Below are 18,115 nucleotides of genomic sequence, written 5' to 3'. Positions count from 1 at the left end.
GTTAGCGGCTGTGGAGTGTCGCATAGAACCGCTTTTGAGCTCCAGGCGTTGGCTCGTACTTGAAGCAATCCTGATAGTTTTCGATCGCCTGCATCACGCCGAGCAGAGCGGGAGCGGAGAATGCCGTCGTTTGCCCCGTTGCCCAATGGGATACGAAGTTGCCGATGATCGTGGCTGAGTGCATTTGCAAGGCCTGCTTCTGGGCCGGTTCAAGGATAAGGCTGCCGGCCCGATCCTCAAGCTCCACCGCCGCCTTGATGGCGTTGAGGTATTCGCCCGGTGTGCGCTTATCGTCGCCAAACGCGAGATCGGGCGGCACGGGAATGCGGCACTTGTCGATAATCGTTTGTAGGACATATTCGAGATATTGCCGCAGCCGCGGCGCGGCATCGTCCACGCGTCCTTGGTTCAGCAGGGTGTTCGTCGCATCGCGCACCTTGTTGACCGCGCCCGATTGCAGAAGCACGGCCGTGTGCGCCGTTCCTTCGAGCCTTTGATGCGACCAGTCCGGCGAGCCGGAGTGCTTGTTGAACAACTTCTCCAGCAACGTATCGTGGCTCAGCAAGATCACTTGTGGCCCATTCGCCTGAAGCGGCCGCGCAAAGCGTGTTCGGATGACTTCGACAAGGTGATGCTGGTGCCCGGCATCGAAGCTCGATGTCACATCGTCCAGCACCATGAAACGCGGCGCGCCGCCGTAGAGGGAGGCTGCCGCCAGGTAAACGGAAACGGCAAATGCGTTCCGGTAGCTCTCCGACAGCAGCGCTTGCGCCGAGACGTCGTGAAGCGTCCAGAAGGTTGCCAGGCCAATCGTGAGATCTTCCGTTCCCGACGGTTTTCGAAGGATCGGCGTTACGGGGCTGAACATGATTTGATGGAACAGGTCCTGGCAGAGCGGTTCAACCCTTGCGAGGCGGGTCGCGGCCATTCCGGACTCGGCCTGCGCGAACACCGCGCTCGCCTGGTCGAGGAAGGATTTCAGCCGTGCGGTGCGTTGGCCGCGCGCGGCGAGCTCGGTTGCTTCCCTTCCGGCTGACTCGAGAGTGGCCCAGTTTGTCTGCAGGCGCTGCGCTGCTTCAATGGCCCGTGTAACTGTCACCAGCGAGGGCGGCATCCCTCTAGAAAGGGCGGCACTTTCGGATGCGAGCCTTTGTATCTCCGCTTCCGCCTTGGCCCGCATCGTCGCGATGTGTGATGCAAGCGCGGTGGTCTCCGCGCTCGCGATGGTCCCTTCCTCGCCGGAACGTTTCAGACGCGCGAGAAGGAGGGCCTCGTCCTCCCCGAGTACGAGCTTTTCGAGCGCATCCAGGTCTGACCAGCCTTTGGCCGCCCATTCCGTAGCCACGGCCGCGGTTGCCGTTTCGACAGCGTCATATTGGCCGAGCTTCTCACGCACGTGGTCGAGCACCGAGCTGTCGTGTTGCACACCGCACGTTGGGCAGAGGTTCGGCGACGTCCATTCGGCCCCAGACATAACTTCGTCGCTGACCTTGTAGAGCCGCTGCAGAGGTTCTCCCGCAGTCCCGGCAAGGGCATCCTCGCGCGTACGTACAAGGCCGTGCAGTAACTCGGCGTCACCGTTGGTGGGCGTGGCTTTATTCGCCGTCTTCCATCGCTCTTCGGTTTGTATGAGGGAGGCGAGGCGCGCTTTATCGGGACCGCCTTCAGCGGCGTTCACGGCCGCGTGGCAATCGGCGCCGCTGATCTGCATGAAGGTTTTGCCGTCGCAGTACGGCGACAACGTGGGTATGGCCGCCAAGGCCGCGTGGCAGCGCGCTTGCGAATCGGCGGCAGGGGCCTGCGACGCGATTTTCTCAAGGACGAGGGCTTCGTAGTCAGTCTCAATGGCTTTTCGCGCCGCGACGATGGACCGATCGGCGGCGACCTTCTTGGCAGCTTGCGCGCTTGTATCGAAGTGCGAGTTGAAGGACCGCGTGTGGCTTAGCTGTTGCATCTGCTGGCGAAGGGTGGAATAGCGGGCAAGACCCAGCAGACCCGAAAAGGAGCGGCCCCGGTTCAACGCCGTCTCATCCATGAAGCTTTGAAAGGTTTGTCCATCGAGAAGCACGAATTCGCGGTTGAGTTCGGCGAGAAGGGCTTCGGCATCGGGGTGGCCGGACACACTCCTTTGGCCTGCTGCGTTGCGGGTGACCGTTATCGTGACCGCGGCTCCGCCATTGTCGGGCCGCAGGGTCAACTTGACTGTGCCGAGGCCGGCCGGGTGAAACCGGTTCAGGTAATAGTCTTGCGGCCGTTCGGCCTGAAGCAGCCGGTCCAGCTTGTCGATCTTGCCGCGGAAGGCAAAGCTCAATGCATCGTAGATCGAGCTCTTGCCGACGCCGTTTGGCGCGGTAATGGAGCTGACGCAATCGGGCTTGAATTTCAGCGCGAGCGGCGCGCCTTCGTTGTTGATGCCGCGAAAGCCTTCGATCTCCAGCCCCTCGAGGAACCATTGGATTGGCGCCGCAACTATTGTTGCCGGGCTCGGTGGCGGCGAAGCGGGCTGGCTGGGGGCGGCGCTGGGCGCCGCAGTGGCGGGCGGGCTCGAGAGAGCTGCCTCAAGGGCGTCGAGCAAGTCGCCTTTGTCTTGTTCGCCGTTGGACAAGGCGGGGAGCGCGCCCGCCAGAATGGGACCGGCGACGGCATCCAGCTTTGCGAGCTCGGCTGAGAAATCCGTGACGTTTTGATCGAAGTTGGACGTGTCGCTAAAAGCAAATGGAACGGTTGTCGGCATCGTTTCCTCCCCGTGCCAAAGGTATCACGGGACAGCGCAAATCTCACCAGATTTGCTCGGTGAGCGTGCAATAAAATTTGGGACAACCGGAGCAGTCGATCATCGCATCTTGCTTATGCGGTCTTCGACGTGGAGCGCGTATCCTCAATCCTGATCGCCGCCTTAAGATTCCGACTTCGGACAACGGCGTTGTTGGAGAGCCGCCTTTGGCGTTGCTGGCAGTAGACTAGCCGCGCAGCACTACGTCACGATGCTACGACTGCCATTCCAAAAATTCCCGCGCGGTAGAAAGGTTCGCGGCTTCCCAGACCATCATCCAGCCCTTCGTTCCGTCTCTGCCGAGCTCTCCAGTAGCGGCATATCGAGGCTTGGAATCTCCGGCATTGCTTTGCCGGCAATCGCCTGCAGGTCGCCGACCATGCCCACAGTAGACTCGATCACCGACAGGATTTGCGTCTCGCGCTTGGCCCACTGCCTGCCCATAAACTTGCGCTCCTTGTCGAGATCCTCGCGCATGTCGTGGAATTTCTCAACAACAGCTTCCACCCTCTGCCGGAACTTGATGCCGGTTAGATATTGATAGACCTGTTCCATCTTGGTCTGTTGTCCTTGCTGCGCTAGGCGCGACCCACTGACCTCGATAAGGGTCTGACGAAGAGCGACAGCAACCGGGAGAGCATAGCGCGGATGAGCGACCCATACCCCGTCGACTAGATCAAAATGCTCGATGTGCTTCGGAAGAGCCTGGGAAATGATAAGGGCAACGTCCGCCCCACAACGCCGCTGGTCGTCGCGCAACTTCGCCAACCACCCATCGCTCCACGCTTTGGTGCGTTTGGACTCCCAGAGGATGATGCCGGCGGCTTGACCGATCGAACCATTGACTTGCTGGACAACATCGGCACCCAGCTCGCCTTTGCCGACAGCCTCGACCAAGTCGGTCGGAAAACGCCCACGCAGCAGTACCTCGAGCTCAAGCTCAAGCACTTCGCCCTGTGACTGCTGAGAGCCTTGCTCAGCTTTGCGCTTCAGTTCCTCGATCGTGCGAGCCATCGACTCGATCGTCTGATCTTTTTCAGCGACGCGCAGCCGAGCGGCTTCATCAGCTTCCTGGCGGGCTTTGATCTGAATTTGACTGATCGACGCTTGAACGCGCTTTTCGACAGTCAGATCGAGTTCGCGCTTTTCGTCATCCAGGGCGCGCTGCCGACGCATCACCTCCGCTTGTTGATGCTGCGCCTCGGCAAGCTTGGCATTGTTGACCTCCAAGCTTCTCCGAAGCTCTACGGCCTCGACTTCCTTGGCGAGGAGCTCAGCGGCCGCCGCCTCGCGGGCTTTTTTGGCTTCCGCAGCAATCAGTTGGCCGCGCTCGGCGGCCAGGCGGTTCGAAACCTGTTCCTCAACCTGCTCCCGGTCCCTGGCGAGCTGTTCACGCTCCAGCCGCAGCGCCTCGGTCTTGCGCGAAACCTCGGCATCCTTGCTGGCCAACTGCTCCTGGAAGCGTTGCCGGGTCTCAGCCAAGAGCGGTGCGGCAAGAGATTCGGTTAGCGGGATCTCGTGATTGCAGTTGGGGCATCGAAGGATGGGTTCATGAACGGTGCCGACCGCGTTTGCTCTGAAGGTCAAGAGTCGTCTCCGTCATCGATCAGACCAAGGCTGCCGGACCTAAAAGGCTATCCGGCGAGGCTCGCCACCGTTGTTATGCGGCTGTACCGCGATTTCCACGCCCCGGTCGAAGGTTGCGAGCACCGGCTTTGGCTTTTCCACCGAAACCGTCCGAATGCAGCCGTGATTTTCCGCGCGGACATCTGGCGGCCTTCGGCTGCTGCTCGGCGGCGTTTGGAGACCGAGCTCGTATCGCCATCAACAACAAAGGGACTTTTGTCTGATCGATTCCCGTCGAGGCGCGGATTCCGTGCCGTCCTCAATCCTACGGATACCCCGTACATCGTGTCTCTAGACGCGCCGTCTTAGCCCTCAGAAAGCCACTAGAACAAAAAGAGAACATGGAGTCAAGCTCCTGGCAACAGGAACGAAGGTAAAAATGAAAGCCGTGACCGCGGCCAAGCTTGCCCGCGGGCCTTGTTTTTCAACGCTAGAAATTATATGTTCCGATGGATCGGAAGAATTATTGGTGCCGACATGTCAACGGAGCCTGAACTACTCACGACCCCCGAGGCCGCCGTCGTGGCAGGCGTTGACGTGCGCGACGTCAACCGGTTGATCGACGAACGCATTCTCCCCGAGGATCTCTATACAAACGAGGACAGTCGGCGGGTTTGGGCCGGAGCTTGTGCGCTCATTCGTTTCTATTATGACGCCGCGCCGTCCCTCACAGCACAAGAGCGCAAATATGCGATCGACACGCTTTGCGGCGAGATGAACGCGAAGGCCATCGTGCGATTGATCAAGACCTGGCGACACAAGCGTCCACATTGGAAGATCGAACATCACTTCCTGACGCTGAACTTCGATCGCTTCATTGCGGACACGTTGGCCGAACACGACAAGCTGACGCGAGCTCGTGCCACCGTAACGGAAGATCCGGAAATCCTCGGCGGTACGCCCGTGATCAAGGGAACGCGCGTGCCTGTCTATGATGTTGCGGCATCCGCTGCTGCAGGCGTTCCGATGCGCCGGCTTCAGGAGGCCTATCCAAGCCTGACACGAGAGCTCATCGAGTTAGCAATTCTCTATGCCAAGGCGACGCCGCCCCGGGGCCGTCCACGGCAAGTGCGGCGCCCTATGGCAACGTCGCCGTCGCGAAAGGTCCTTCGGCGACGGCGGCATGAAGCTTCTCGTTGATGAATGTCTGAGTCCTGAGTTAGTGCACATGGCGCGCGAGCGCGGCCATGGCGAAAGCTCTCATGTCGTCTGGATCGGTCGCCAGGCATTCAAGGATTGGGACTTGCTCAAGATAGTCCTTGAAGGCGATTGGACTCTTGTAACCCGCAACGCCTATGACTTTCGTGGGCCAGAATCTGCACCGGGAACGCGCGGCCAGTATCAGCGAACTGACATACATGCAGGCCTCATTTGCCTCAACGGCCCAGAGGGAATGGATCTCGATATGCAGCGCGAACTGTTTGACGCCGCGCTCGATGAAATCGATAGAGACGGTGATCTCGTCAACATGGTTCTAGAACTGACCCTGGAGACGGCTCGCTCCGATGAGATCGTCGTCGACCGCTATGCGCTTCCGACGGCTTCCGACGAGTAAGTGCGTGATATCTTTTTGTTCCGGTCGGCGTCATTCCTCCTTGAAAAACAGCGACCGAGATCTGGGGGCGCGTCCGGCAAAGCCGGACCGGCTCTCGTGAACCGAGCCTTGGAGTCTCGGCCTTTCGGCTTCGATCCTCGCGCTCATCATGTGTTGCTCGCCGGAGGCACTCGCACGAAGGGCTCGCGGCTTTGCCGCGATCGCTATCACTGCCCGTCGCGCGGGTGCCTTGTTAACCGGTCTCGCACTGCACTCGCTGTCGGGTCCCGCCGTTCCGGCGTCGCTATCACTGCCCCGAAAGCGGGTGCCATCCTTCCGCCTCCGCTTCGCTTCGGCCGTCCATTCGCCGACATGCGATGGGCGGACGCTTTTGGTGCCCCGATATAGGACTGATGCGACATCCATGATGCGGTGCGTTATCTGTGCAAACACCGATGGCATCGTCCTCTTCAACGTCTATTCGTGTTCGATGGGCGTCGGTTTGACGTCATCCATCGAAGCCGTCGACCTCGGCTTCGTTAACCTGCCGACGCAGACTTCCAGGTCCTCCAGGCCTCGAACGTTGAAGGTTATCTGCGGCACCCAGTCGTGGTTCGCGTGCTGCACCCAGGAGAATTGCGAGGTGTCGACGACTTGCCCCCAATCCGAAAGCGAAGGCCATTCGCGCGCACGATATCTGCCCATCAAGACGTATTCGATGCCCCCTCTTGCAAGCCGGTATTGGCTGCTTGTGAGGTTGGATGCGTGCGACAAGACGCAGATCCCGTGATGCAGGTAGTGCATCGCGGCGGTGAGGCCGCGCTGAGGCTTTTCGCCGAGATCGTTCTCGTCGACCAGGCCGTGCGTCAAATCATTGCGCAGCTTGTTGAGCAGCTTCCAGTCCGCCTTGCGGTCCGGATCGGCTTTCTCGGTGTCGATGGCGCCGTGCACGAACGCACGCACCCCGACCAAGGTCGTCCGGTTGCGCACATATTCGTGGCCGCACTTCTCGCACGATCCCTTGATCTGCTCCGTCCCGTGCTTCTCGAAGCCGGCCATCGATGCGAGCGGTTTCTCGAGAACCTCAAGGCCGATGTAGGCCTCCTGGAAGGCGTCGATGTCGTCGACGTTCCCTGCGGCCGAACGGTACAGCCGGGCAGCGCGGCGGAGGCGATGTCCGCATTCGAGCCCGTCCCAGTGCGCCAGAAGACCACGTACGGATTTCAGCTTCTCTCCCGAGATCTCCTCGTGCCAATGTTTCAGCGGCAACGGCATGAAAATCATGAACTCGCAGTTCTGCCCATCGGCTCCGTCAAGTCGTGCGACCTGCAGCAACTCGCTGGGGCCGAACGTCGTGCCGGAGACGACCGTGATCGCCGACAGGAAATCCTCGATCAGTTCGAAGCCGGCACGGGCCGCCTCGAAGAGATCGAGATAGGGATCCGAAAGAAACTCGATCGCGAGCGTTGTGCCTCCGAGTTCCTTCCGCTTTGCGAGGTCCGAATGGGCGGGTTTGACCGCGACCCGGCAGGAGACGCCTTGGATGTCGAGTTCGTGGATGCCACCGCTGCCGATGTCGAGCGAAAGCGGCTGTCGCGCCAGCACACGGAATGTCGACACACGCTCGTCCGACTGGGCCTCGCCCGACTCTTCGTCTGCCATGGGATCTCCCGCTGCGCGATCTTGAAACTTCGTGATATGAGCGCCCGCGGTGCGTCAGCCCCAGGCATCGATCATGGCCTTAGCAACGTCGAACATGCTGATGGCCTCGATCCTTCGACGATCACCTTGCCTGCGGCGGTTCGGTGATCTTGTCCACATGCACCGTACACTCGATGACGCCGCCGAACGTGATCACGACGTTTCTGCCATCGGCATAGATGCCGCCGAATGCATTGGCAACGCCTCAATGCGGAAAAGAGAGCGCTGGCCACGGTACGCTTGCGGGTGCGCAGTCGCCGCTCTTTGCGTAGAGGCGAGCGTCCGGCCCAACGAGTTCTTCCAGAGCGATCAGAAGGTCGCCTGTCTTGGACGCATTCAACTGACCGGAATTCGGTCGCGACGGGCCATGTATGCCGCATCCGGGGCGCCGGTAGACGACCATTCCTGCGAAAGAAAGCCTCGAATCTCGAACTCTGGACGAATCGGCCATTTCCGGAGCGATTCGCCTACAAGATGAAGCGAGATCCATCCACAATTCAAATACCTTGCGGCAATCGAATCCTATAGGACAAAGGAATTAATCCAGAGGTAGGTCCGCATGGACATCAGAAACCAGGGGCAGGGCGTCCATGCGCGCGAGATCCACGGTCTCGGACAGCTAAGGCATCTGCCCGAGCGATGGTACGCCTACACGAACCTGGAGGTCTCTGTCGGGCCGGGACGGTACCGCGAGATCGATGCCATCATGGTCACTGACGACCGGGTATTGCTTGTCGACCTGAAGGACTGGAAGCAGCGGATCACTTGCGGCGACGGCCGATGGTACCATGGCAACCTCGACATGGGTTCGCCAGTGTCGAAAATTCGGTTCGTCGCACGCACGGTTGTTGAAGCGTTCAGGGCCCGTTTGCGCGAACACAACGAACAGCACGGCCTGGACAGCGCGAAATTGCGCGCGCCGCTGATCCAGGGCATCGTCGTTCAATGCGGACCGGCGACGCTGGACGAGATCGTCAGCAATGAGAAGTCCAGCGCATTCATGCTCGACGACTTCATGCGCTTCATCGTCGCCGCTGACACGCGAGCGGCGTTTCTCGGATCACCGCACCACGTCGACCAGCGAAATCCGCTGACGGTAGCGGGAAGCCCATGGCGGTCGTTCTTCGCTTCCTTCTTCAATGCTTCGGACGGGCCCTTCAGGCCCGGCACGCGGCGCTACGGTCCGTACCGCGCGCTCTCCGATAGGCCGACCTTTACGCACCAGGCATATCTGGAGTTCGATGTCGAAGACGAGAACGTCAGTGCTGCGACCGGACTTTTACGACGATGGGACTTCTCGCAGCTCGACACGCGCTTCCAAACCGAAACCGGCCGAAACGAAATCGCAGGCCGCGAACGCAAGGTGATCGCTTACCTTAACGACCGCAACCCGAACATCGGGGCGATGATACTCCAACCGAAGGTGGACGACGGCGAACGCGGCGTCGGCTATTGGGAAGTCTTCGAGACTCGCCGGCGGCTCAAGCGTCTAGCGGAATTCACCGCCACGGAAGCGCGGCATCTTGCCAAGCTCGAACGGCTGGAACTCGTCCGCCAGTTCCTGGCAAAAGTGAAAGCTATCCACGATCAGGATGCGGCGCATTTGGATATCGGATCCCACAGCGTTTGGGTCGAACCTCCGACGCTCGTAAGGCTTTCGCACCTGCTGGCCGCGCGTATCGACGATGTCGAATCGCTCGGAGAGCGCCGCTACTCGTTTCTATCTTCCACAAAGATACCCGACGAAGCCGACGGCAGCGCCGCGAATCCGAAGTCGAAGGATTGCTTCCTCGCCGGCGTCGTCGCCCATCAGATGGTCTTCGACGTGGCTCCCCCGGCTCCGTCCCCCGGTGCACCGCCGAAATGGGACCGGTTGGTCGATGCGGACGACTCGTTCCAAACTATCCATGCTTGGTTCGAGAAGGCGCTTTCATGGGCCGGCAGCTCACGATTCGCCGACGCCGGAGCGATGCTTGACGCCTTCAATGCGGCGGCCAACGCGCCTCTCCCGTCGGACGAGACGCTGGCCAGGCTGGAGCGGTATCGCGTCTGGAAGACACAGCGGCAGATCTCGGCGGAGTTGCCGTGCGATCGGGACATTTCCGCGAACGATTTCTCCGAGAGCTGGATGAGCCACTACGAAGGTGCGCAGGTCTTCGTCAAGATGTGGAAGAGCTCGGCGTGGGGTGGGCAGCAGAGTGAACGGCCCCGCATCCTTGATTTTCTCGAACGAGCGGACTTCCTGAGGGTCTCTCCGCCGCCAGGGTGTGCTCCGATCCGGAAGGTCGCCTGGATACCGGACGCGATCGTCGTGCTTCGGGAATGGATCGACCTTCCGACGCTCCAGGAAACCATAGCCGGCAGAGCGGGCCAGCTCGCGTCGGCCGAAGGCGGACTTCTGCTTATTGGGAAGCTATGCCGGCTGATCGTCGATCTCCATCAGAGCGGGTTCGCCCATGGCGATCTGAAGCCGGCGAACATCCTAGTGCCGGCCAGTCAGGAGCAGACGCCCGTACTGATCGATTTTCTCGAGTTTTCCGCCGAAGGCGACGGCGAGGTCGTCTCAGCAGCGTACGCTCCAATGTCGGGGGGCGACCGGTTCGCCAGGGATCGCTTCGCGCTGACAAAGATCGCCGAAGAGGTCTTCTTGGCGTGCGAGGTTGGCGGAACGGACGCGATCGCTCTGACGAAGGCGATACGGGAATGCAGGGAAGGGCCGCCTGCAAACGCAAGTCTGCTTCCTTTATCCGAGTGCATCGAAAGAATCCTCGCGCCAAAATCGAGCCACCGAAGCCGGTGGTACGGCTGTCGATCAAGAGCGCGGAGCCAGGCCAACTTCTCCCGGACGAAGGCGTATTCGGTCTGAGGCTCGGAAGGGATGGACCGGTCTTCATGATACGCGGCGCCTCCGAGGAGATCGTGGTGCGAATGTCTTCCGACGGCCGTCCCTTGAGCGCCAAGAGGAAAACGCTTTCGCAGCAGCAGGTCGCCAAATATTCGCGACATGAATTCGCTCGGCTGGAGATCGAACTGCACGTCGTCTCCTCGACCATGAACGATTTCGGAGACCTCAGTCTCATCCTGGACGATGACAGATTTCAGAAGGCATGGCGGATCCGCAGCAGCGAGCTTGTCGTAGAATCACCAGAACCCGAGGCCCCAGAAGCCGAGAGCGTCGAGACGGAGGTCGCGGGCGGCGACATGGGCGGCGATCTCGCGGAGGACGCGCTTGCCGCGGACATTGTATCGGAAGCTCCTGCCGCGGAGGTCGACGTTCCGGTTCTGTGGCAATCGCTCCTGTCGGCGGAAGAAGACTTCTCGGTCGAGGGAATCACCGCCAACGAGAGCGTCTATCGGCGCGAAATCGGCCGGCATGTCGTGGCTCGAATTCGAACAGGGCGAGTTGAACTTCGCCCGCGAAGACAAGGTCTTCGTCGAGCGTCTTGACCGCCGCGGAATGTGGCGGGACGTCGGTCTTCTCGACATCGAAAGATCCCGCCGTGGGGTGATCGCGATCGATGCGAGCCGACGGTTTCCGGACGCGCGAGACGGCTTGATCGCCGACGAGACGAAGCTACGCTTTCTGAGCCATTGGGAGACGACGAGCCGCTCCCGCCGCGAAGCGGCCTCGGACAGGATCCTCCGTCGCCAAAGCATCGTCCGCGACCTCATCGATACTTTCGACGTGCGAAGCCTTTCCGCGCCGACCCTCTCGGATAGGATCGTTACGGCGGCGGAGGTCAAGACCACCTACGGTCTGAACGACACGCAAGCGAACGCATTCGAATTCCTGACCCGCGTCCAGCCGGTCGGCCTCCTTCAGGGTCCGCCGGGAACGGGTAAGACCAAGTTTATCGCGGCCTTGGTCCACTTCGCCCTGTCCAAGAATCTCGCCAGAAACGTTCTGCTTGCCAGCCAGTCGAACGACGCCGTCGACAACGCAGCGGAAGCGGTTCTCACGTTGTTCGGACCGAGCGCGCGCCCCGCGATCGTGCGTGTCGGTCAGGATCTCCGACCGGCTTCTGCCATACCACGCGGCGCGGGTGGAAACGGGTTACAAGCAGAAGCTCCAGGCGGATCTGAAGGGCCGGATGAGAGTGGCGGCCACGAATCTCGGAATTTCGTCGGCTGCATCCGATCAGCTGTTGCACATCTATCAGTCGATCCGCCCAGTATGGGTCCGCTATCGCGATCTTATCGCGGCGGCGGCGGAGGACACCGAGGACAAACGGTCGGCTGGACTGCGGCGAACCATCGTCCGCATGGCCGGCAAAATCGGCGCGGGCGAACCGGAAGTCCAGGCAGCGATAGAGGATGGACGACTCATGGATGCGCTCGCCCAGCATGTCGCCTCGGAGCATTCGATCAGCAATCTCGATATAACGGATCGCTTCGCCTCGATCTTCAATCTAACTGCCGACCTCATAGGGTCGGTCTCGACACCGGAAAGAAGTTTCGAGAGCTTCCTGGCGGGAACGCGCCAGATCGTCGCGGGCACCTGCGTGGGACTCGGCCGCACGTCGCTTGGTTTGAGGAAGACGCCCTTCGACCTGGTCGTCGTCGACGAGGCGGCTCGGTGCACGTCGAGCGAATTAGCAGTGCCCATCCAATCGGGCCGATGGATCGTCCTCGTCGGCGATCAGGCGCAATTGGAGCCACATCACAGGCCCGAAGTCATATCGGAGGTCGCCGCGGCCACTGGTCTCCCCAAGCGCGAGATCGTCCGCAGCGATTTCGAACGCATGTTCGACTCGCGCTACGGTCGGGAAGCCGGTCGAAAGCTTACCCAGCAGCATCGGATGCTCGCCCCAATAGGGCGGATGGTGTCGGCCTCGTTTTACGGCGGAGAACTCACGCATGAACGCACCGACCCGGTTATCCCACCGAAGCACCTGCCGAGGATTCTGGACCGAGCAGTGACGTGGGTGGCGACGGACAATCTGCTCTTGAGATGGTTCCAGGATCCCGATCCGAGGGGCGGGTCCAGCCTCGTGAACAACGTCGAAGCCGACGCGATCATCAAGCTACTAAAGTTTTGGGATAGCGACCGGGCGTTCCGGCCGTATCTCGACCGGACGCCGGGATCGACGATCGGCATCATCTGCACCTACGCCGCCCAGCGGGATCTCATCCGGCATCGTCTCCGCCTATCGGGCCTCAGTGAGACAATAAAGTCGAACGTGACGGTCGGCACGGTGGACAGCTATCAAGGGAAGCAGAATCCGATCGTCGTTCTTTCGCTCGTGCGCAACAACTACAGCGGTCCGGAAGAATTCAGGCGAAGGACGATCACTCAAGGATTCATGGTCCGTCCCAACCGCATCAATGTCGCCTTGAGCAGGGCGATGGATCGTCTGGTCATAGTCGGTGCGCGAACCCGGTGGCCCCTAAGCGGGCCGATGAATCGCGTCGCACAGGCGTTCGAGCGCGAATTGTCTTCGAGCTCCGCGCGTCTCGTCGATGTATCGCGGCTCGACGAATGGAGTGGTGGTCCACCGCCATCACGGCCGCAGGGGTCGAAAGGCAGGAGGAATTTGCGGGGGAAGAAGAGATGAGCCCAAGCAAGCCAAGGCTTTCGCTGCCGAGAGGCACTCGAACGCTCGACTACGACGAGTCGTTCGACGTCGCGGTCTTCGATCTCCTGCTTCCATGCAGGAATTTCGAGGTGAAGCACAAGGTCACCGAGTCTGGCCGAGTGTCGATGACGGCGGAGTTCCTTCTCCGGCTGCTCCGCGCCTCTGACGGATTCGACGAGACCGATTTCGAGAAGTTCTTCGGCTTCAATGCCGACGAAAGAAGCTTTGTCCTGAGAGAAGCTGAGGAGTCGGGATACGTAGAACGGCGGAACGGCCGCCTTTGGCTCACCGCGATCGGCCGTGGTCTGTTCAAGGACGGCGAAGAGGAGCCCGTGATCTACGAGGTCGAACAAAGGACCGTCCGGGCCGGCTTCGATCTACTCTCCTTCGCACCGTCCGTTGCGGAATCCTTCAGCAAGTTCGATCAATGGCTTCCCGAGCTCAATGTCATCGAGACGGCACGTGTCGCCGCCGCCAGAGACACCGTGCGGGACAGGTTCCGCCGCTTCTACGGAGAATTCTCAGCGAAGATGCGCAACGATCCGCAGAAGCGACGATTTCTCTATTCTGTCGATCACGTCGAACCCGGCAATCGCTTTAGTAACGTCGTGCGCGTCGTTGCGAAGTCGCGATTTCGACAGCCGAGTACGATCGAGCCTGACCTCTCCGACTGGAAGGTCGGATACGAGATCGAGGATCGCGGCGAGGTCGTAGAAAGTTGCGCATCGTTTCTTGCCGGCCTTTCGTGAGACCGGCACCCGGGAGATGCGGACGGCCTGAATCTCTTGAGCGAGGTAGCGCCCGAGTTCATGGCGTCGTTCGCACGCGGGAGCGAGATAAGCCCCAGCCTCTTGCTAAGAGGGGGCACAGGGGCGAAGTCGAGCACCGAGATTCCGTCGGTTCCCGCCCTCACCGACGCGGTCGTCGGCTCGCTCTTCACCAACGCGAACTTCCGTAAGGTGACGGACGCGCTCAGGAATGCCGCGGATTTACGCAAGGCGCGTCCCAGCTCCTGCGTCTGGCTGCTGCCGCAAATATCCGTCTGGGGCGCCACGCGTGTGCTGCCCGTCATGCTGGATCAGATCAACGATCGGCTAGGTGCGGACGACCAGCAGGGGCCGGACAACGAACGACCTCGCTCGATAGCTCTTGTAGCTGGAAGGCCGCTAAACCACCTTCGCGAGGCGTTCGACCTCGTCGTCTCCGGACACGATGTAGCGGGCATCCCGCCAGGGCTTGAAATATTGCTTGTGCCTGGTCTGATAGCGGCCATTTCCATCCATTTGCCGGTGGAAGCCGCCCATTCATTTCCCGTTCCCGTTGGTATTCTGACGTTCGATGATCAGGTGATCGAGCGCATTCAGAGCGTATTACAGGAATGCAGTCGCTATTACACAGTAGCTGACAACGGAATGAATCTAACGGAATTGCGTACGTTACTCGATCGAAGTTTCGACTGAAAAGATCACCCATCGACACATCCCTTGCGGCGATAGCCGCCGGTTTTTCCGGCTGTGGCGCGATCTCCGGTTCAATCATGGGGCTTCACAGTAGGCCATGGGCACGAATGCTGGCGCGCGACGGGTAGAGCCTCTTAGCAAGCGCGGTAAAATACAGCGTTGGGATCGAGGCCCTCTGGGGACGGAGCTTTGCGGCCCGGTGCACGAGAGCCCGGCCTGCGCCAGCGGACGCGCCTTGAAGCTGATCGCAGGACGCACTTAATGTGTGATCCGGTTCGCAGAATCGAAGGAGTGTTGTCGCGTGATAATTTTCTGGTCGTGGCAGTCGGACATCCCAAGGGAGATCGGCCGCTTCTTCGTGCGCGACGCGCTGCGCGAAGCCATTCAAGCGCTAAAGACCGGCCAGGAACTGCTGGAACCTGTCGAGCGCGAGGCCGCGTCGTGCCTTGTGATGGACTCTGACCGGCAGGGCGTGCCGGGAAGCCCGGATCTTGCGGCAACGATCTTCGAGAAGATCGAGCAGGCCGACGTGTTCCTGGCCGACGTGACCCTTGTCGGCGAAACATCCGACGGCAAGAAGCTCATCAATTCTAACGTTGCGATCGAATACGGGCACGCGCACCGCGCGCTCGGCGCGCGGCGTGTGCTAATGGTGCAGAACCTTCATTATGGCGATGGCGACGCGTTGCCGTTCGATCTGCGGCAAAAATCTTGGCCGTTGAACTACACCCTCGTGCCCGGCGCCTCCAAGGCGGAAATCAAGGCAGAACGCGACAAGCTCAAGGCCCAGTTCGTCGCGGCACTCCGTCCCTATCTCACCATGGCGGCGGCTGCAGCGCCGGAGCATGTCCCGACGCCAACGACCTTTACCAAGGCTGTGTTCTTCCAATTGAGTGAGATTCTCGCGCAGAACCATGCGCCGGCGCCGGATGCGATCGATTACCGCTTCAGCCAGCGGCAGGCGCTCTATCTGCGCCTGATGCCGGTCCGGGCGCGCGCGACACCGCTCAAGCTCACACCGCTTTACGACGACGTCCTGAACCGGCGCGTCGATCTTCTTCTGCGCAATCTCTATATGGGCGTCGGCGACCGCAACGCCTATGGCGCCATCACCTACGAACCGCATGGTACCGCCACCGAACCCCGCGCCTTCACCCAAGTGTTTCCTAACGGCGAGTTCTGGGCCGTGACCACGGAGATGTTCGTCCATCACCAGGGCGACGATCTGATCCCGACCACGAACGTGCAAAACATCTTCGGGCGCGTGCTTGAGAATTTCGTGGGGTTGTCCAATCGCTACGGTAACGGCACGCCGCTGCGCGTGATCATGGGCGGCGTTGGTCTGCGCGGAAAGCGCCTCGGTATCGGCCGCCACCAGATCAGTCAACCGATCCAGGTCGACGAGCGGCAGGTCGCGGTGGAGCTGCGGATGGGATCGCAGGACGAACGCGACGCCGCCGTCGCGGCATGGTTGGCTGAGCTTTACGACATTGCCGCAGTGCGTCACGGGGACGAGGAATAGCTCGCACAAACCCTACGACCGCGGATGGCTGGTCAGGGCTCGAAAATGTCGCGGCGAAGACTGATCCATGCGATGATGTGAAGATTCGTCCCTTGTCTTCGTGATGCCATGGATTTTTCTGCCGCGCTCGAACGCATCCACGACCATATCGAGAATGACCGAGTTGAAAACGCGGTCATGGCTTGCCTGCGCGTCGCGCGCGCAAGCAAGGACTTCCTGTTCTCAGCCATCTTCCTTCGCGAGCTCTACCCGAGCAAGACCGAGATCGCGCGGGCGCTGTTCATCGAAACGCGGCACCTCAACGATGAGGCCAAGAAGTTCATCTTCGAGCGGTCGCTGGAGCGTTTCCTCGAGTTGCATACGATCGAGGGGGTCGATCCTGATAATAGCAAGGCGGAAGGCGACCGCGCCAACGTCCTGATGGTCGCGGCAGGTGAGATCGAGTCCGAGATCAAGCGCTGGCAGGACACTTTGCCCGACCTCGTGCCACCGCCGGGCCTGTCGCAGTACGATATGGCAGAGTTCACGGCTAGCGCCATGGAGCAGAAAGGGATCGTGCGGACGCGGCTTGCCGGGCTGCATACGATCAAGGCTCGTCTCAAGACCCGCTGCCTCAACTACGCGCTGGAGATCGAGCGCCAGCTCGACGCGGGCCGGCAGCAAAGCAACTTCCTGCACAGCGTGCAGGGGGAGGTGCACAATTATTTCAAGGGTCGGTCGGACGACGTTGTGCAGAAGCTGATCAAGGCAAGCCAACTTGCCGCCTCGAAGGATGGCGAGGATTGTGCGCTCGTGCTGACCGAGGTGCGTCGCGCGATGAAGGCGGCTGCCGATTTGTTCTGGCCGGTCACGAGTGAGGACCCGGTCACCTGTGTAGATGGGCAGCAACGCAAGCTCGGCGACCAGCAATACCTCAACCGCCTGCAGGAATTCACCCGGGTCAAGCTGCGCAATTCCAACGCCCGGGACCTGCTGATGGCCGAGCTCGACCATCTCGACGTCTTCTTCCGTCGGCTCAACGACCTCGCCTCCAAGGGTGTCCATGCCGAGGTTACCGTGGCCGAAGCCCGTCAGGGCCTGGTCGGGCTCTATTTCTTCCTATCAAACTTGATCCGGCATCTCGTCTCGGCCGAGCCACAGACGGCGTGACGGCTTCCTCACGGGAAGGGCTCGCCCTGCTATCTTAAGGCATGGGAATGTGGAACTGGCTGACCGGATCGAAGGATCCACCGCGTGGCGATGCCGACGAAGAGGATTTCGACTTCGGCAACACGATTCATATCGCCTCGCATGATTTTATAGGGTTGCGCGCGCGCTCGCCGAACGGGCGCTTTACACTGGCCTGGGCCGATGGCGGCCCCGATCAGTGCCGGACCGGGCGTTATCTCCTGCTCGATGGAAAACGGGTCGTCGTCGAGGGCCGGATGCCGCGCCCCAACGATGGCGCAGTGACGGATGGCGGCGTCTTCATCCTCAATGATTGGGGCGGGCTGGAGACGCTTAGCGGCACCTTCCACGCGTTCGGCGCCGATGGGAAGACGTTGGTGTCGCGCCATTTCATGGCCAACCTCTTCAACAACGGCGTCTCGGCCGATGGTCGTTTCGCGGCTTGCCAGACGGCGAACGCGCCGAGCGCAGACGGCAACCGGCTCACCGTGTTCGATCTACAGGTTGGCCGGGAGATTGGCGGTTTCCAGCCGGAATCGGGTTGGGCCAAGGACTATGCGTTCTTTCCCCAGACCAGGCGCATCCGCCTTCTCTACCACGACGGCGGCGCGTTCGATTACGACTTCGGTGGCGCGTTTGTCGACCGGATGAAGTGGTTGGCGTTCGGTCTCACGCAAGGCGACATCTTCGTCATCGAGACCGTGATCGCGGAGATGGATGGCAAGCCGAGCCCCGAACTTGCCGACCAAGTTTTGC

Annotated in this window: 13 protein-coding genes and 1 pseudogene; 11 read left to right on the top strand and 3 right to left on the bottom strand. The window is 60.8% G+C overall.

Translation table 11 applies throughout. The annotated features are described in order from the left end of the window. Position 1: 1 nt before the first annotated feature. Both XF30_RS31895 and XF30_RS31890 read right to left on the bottom strand, forming a co-directional pair. Complete coding sequence (locus tag XF30_RS31895; protein WP_109144889.1) at positions 2 to 2,734, bottom strand: ATP-binding protein; 2,733 nt, start codon at positions 2,732 to 2,734, stop codon at positions 2 to 4. Between the two features lie 312 nt (positions 2,735 to 3,046). Next, the gene (locus XF30_RS31890) at positions 3,047 to 4,360 is read right to left on the bottom strand and encodes a DUF2130 domain-containing protein (RefSeq protein ID WP_109144888.1); all 1,314 of its coding nucleotides are present in this window, start codon (positions 4,358 to 4,360) and stop codon (positions 3,047 to 3,049) included. A gap of 480 nt (positions 4,361 to 4,840) precedes the next feature. Between XF30_RS31890 and XF30_RS39635 the strand changes: the two genes are divergently transcribed. Both XF30_RS39635 and XF30_RS31880 read left to right on the top strand, forming a co-directional pair. Then, positions 4,841 to 5,539 (top strand): DUF433 domain-containing protein, encoded by a 699-nt coding sequence (locus tag XF30_RS39635; protein WP_244609054.1) that lies wholly within the window; start codon positions 4,841 to 4,843, stop codon positions 5,537 to 5,539. Beyond that, positions 5,523 to 5,954 (top strand): DUF5615 family PIN-like protein, encoded by a 432-nt coding sequence (locus tag XF30_RS31880; RefSeq protein WP_109144887.1) that lies wholly within the window; start codon positions 5,523 to 5,525, stop codon positions 5,952 to 5,954. The genes XF30_RS39635 and XF30_RS31880 overlap by 17 nt, the downstream gene beginning before the upstream one ends. Positions 5,955 to 6,410: 456 nt before the next feature. On the opposite strand, the gene XF30_RS31875 is transcribed toward XF30_RS31880, so the two are convergent. Then, positions 6,411 to 7,595, bottom strand: coding sequence for a hypothetical protein (locus tag XF30_RS31875; RefSeq protein ID WP_109144886.1), 1,185 nt, complete (start codon positions 7,593 to 7,595; stop codon positions 6,411 to 6,413). A gap of 598 nt (positions 7,596 to 8,193) precedes the next feature. Here XF30_RS31875 and XF30_RS31870 point away from each other — a divergent pair. The 9 genes and pseudogenes from XF30_RS31870 to XF30_RS31830 form a co-directional block, all read left to right on the top strand. After that, on the top strand, positions 8,194 to 10,500 hold the full coding sequence (locus XF30_RS31870; protein WP_109144885.1) for an NERD domain-containing protein kinase family protein: 2,307 nt from the start codon (positions 8,194 to 8,196) through the stop codon (positions 10,498 to 10,500). After that, on the top strand, positions 10,431 to 11,081 hold the full coding sequence (locus tag XF30_RS31865; RefSeq protein WP_204524531.1) for a hypothetical protein: 651 nt from the start codon (positions 10,431 to 10,433) through the stop codon (positions 11,079 to 11,081). The genes XF30_RS31870 and XF30_RS31865 overlap by 70 nt, the downstream gene beginning before the upstream one ends. Next, a pseudogene (locus XF30_RS40210) lies at positions 11,008 to 11,586 on the top strand (AAA domain-containing protein); the annotation flags it as partial. The gene XF30_RS31865 and the pseudogene XF30_RS40210, both read left to right, overlap by 74 nt. Before the next feature lie 43 nt (positions 11,587 to 11,629). Further along, the gene (locus XF30_RS31855; protein ID WP_109144883.1) at positions 11,630 to 13,189 is read left to right on the top strand and encodes a DEAD/DEAH box helicase; all 1,560 of its coding nucleotides are present in this window, start codon (positions 11,630 to 11,632) and stop codon (positions 13,187 to 13,189) included. After that, entirely contained in the window at positions 13,114 to 13,959 is an 846-nt protein-coding gene (locus XF30_RS31850; RefSeq protein WP_146207762.1) for a hypothetical protein, read from the top strand. Before XF30_RS31855 ends, XF30_RS31850 begins: the two co-directional genes overlap by 76 nt. A 36-nt stretch (positions 13,960 to 13,995) precedes the next feature. Further along, positions 13,996 to 14,670: a hypothetical protein gene (locus XF30_RS31845; protein ID WP_109144881.1), complete on the top strand. Its 675-nt coding sequence runs from the start codon at positions 13,996 to 13,998 to the stop codon at positions 14,668 to 14,670. A gap of 265 nt (positions 14,671 to 14,935) precedes the next feature. Next, positions 14,936 to 16,192: a hypothetical protein gene (locus tag XF30_RS31840; protein ID WP_146207761.1), complete on the top strand. Its 1,257-nt coding sequence runs from the start codon at positions 14,936 to 14,938 to the stop codon at positions 16,190 to 16,192. Positions 16,193 to 16,300: 108 nt separating this feature from the next. After that, positions 16,301 to 17,341, top strand: a complete 1,041-nt coding sequence (locus tag XF30_RS31835; RefSeq protein ID WP_109144879.1) for a hypothetical protein — start codon at positions 16,301 to 16,303, stop codon at positions 17,339 to 17,341. Between the two features lie 47 nt (positions 17,342 to 17,388). After that, positions 17,389 to 18,115: hypothetical protein (locus XF30_RS31830; protein WP_244609053.1), on the top strand; the 727-nt coding region annotated here is incomplete at its 3' end.

Origin of the sequence: Bradyrhizobium sp. SUTN9-2, assembly GCF_003122645.1 — a bacterium.
Classification (GTDB): Bacteria; Pseudomonadota; Alphaproteobacteria; order Rhizobiales; family Xanthobacteraceae; genus Bradyrhizobium; species Bradyrhizobium yuanmingense.
The sequence above is the reverse complement of the archived record's forward strand: the minus strand, read 5'-3'. Positions and strand labels throughout refer to the sequence as shown.

Coding starts and splice junctions, on each gene's coding strand:
- XF30_RS31850 (WP_146207762.1), top strand. CDS start 13,114: ATGGAGTGGTGGTCCACCGCCATCACGGCCGCAGGGGTCGAAAGGCAG.
- XF30_RS39635 (WP_244609054.1), top strand. CDS start 4,841: ATGTTCCGATGGATCGGAAGAATTATTGGTGCCGACATGTCAACGGAG.
- XF30_RS31870 (WP_109144885.1), top strand. CDS start 8,194: ATGGACATCAGAAACCAGGGGCAGGGCGTCCATGCGCGCGAGATCCAC.
- XF30_RS31880 (WP_109144887.1), top strand. CDS start 5,523: ATGAAGCTTCTCGTTGATGAATGTCTGAGTCCTGAGTTAGTGCACATG.
- XF30_RS31895 (WP_109144889.1), bottom strand. CDS start 2,734: ATGCCGACAACCGTTCCATTTGCTTTTAGCGACACGTCCAACTTCGAT.
- XF30_RS31835 (WP_109144879.1), top strand. CDS start 16,301: ATGGATTTTTCTGCCGCGCTCGAACGCATCCACGACCATATCGAGAAT.
- XF30_RS31875 (WP_109144886.1), bottom strand. CDS start 7,595: ATGGCAGACGAAGAGTCGGGCGAGGCCCAGTCGGACGAGCGTGTGTCG.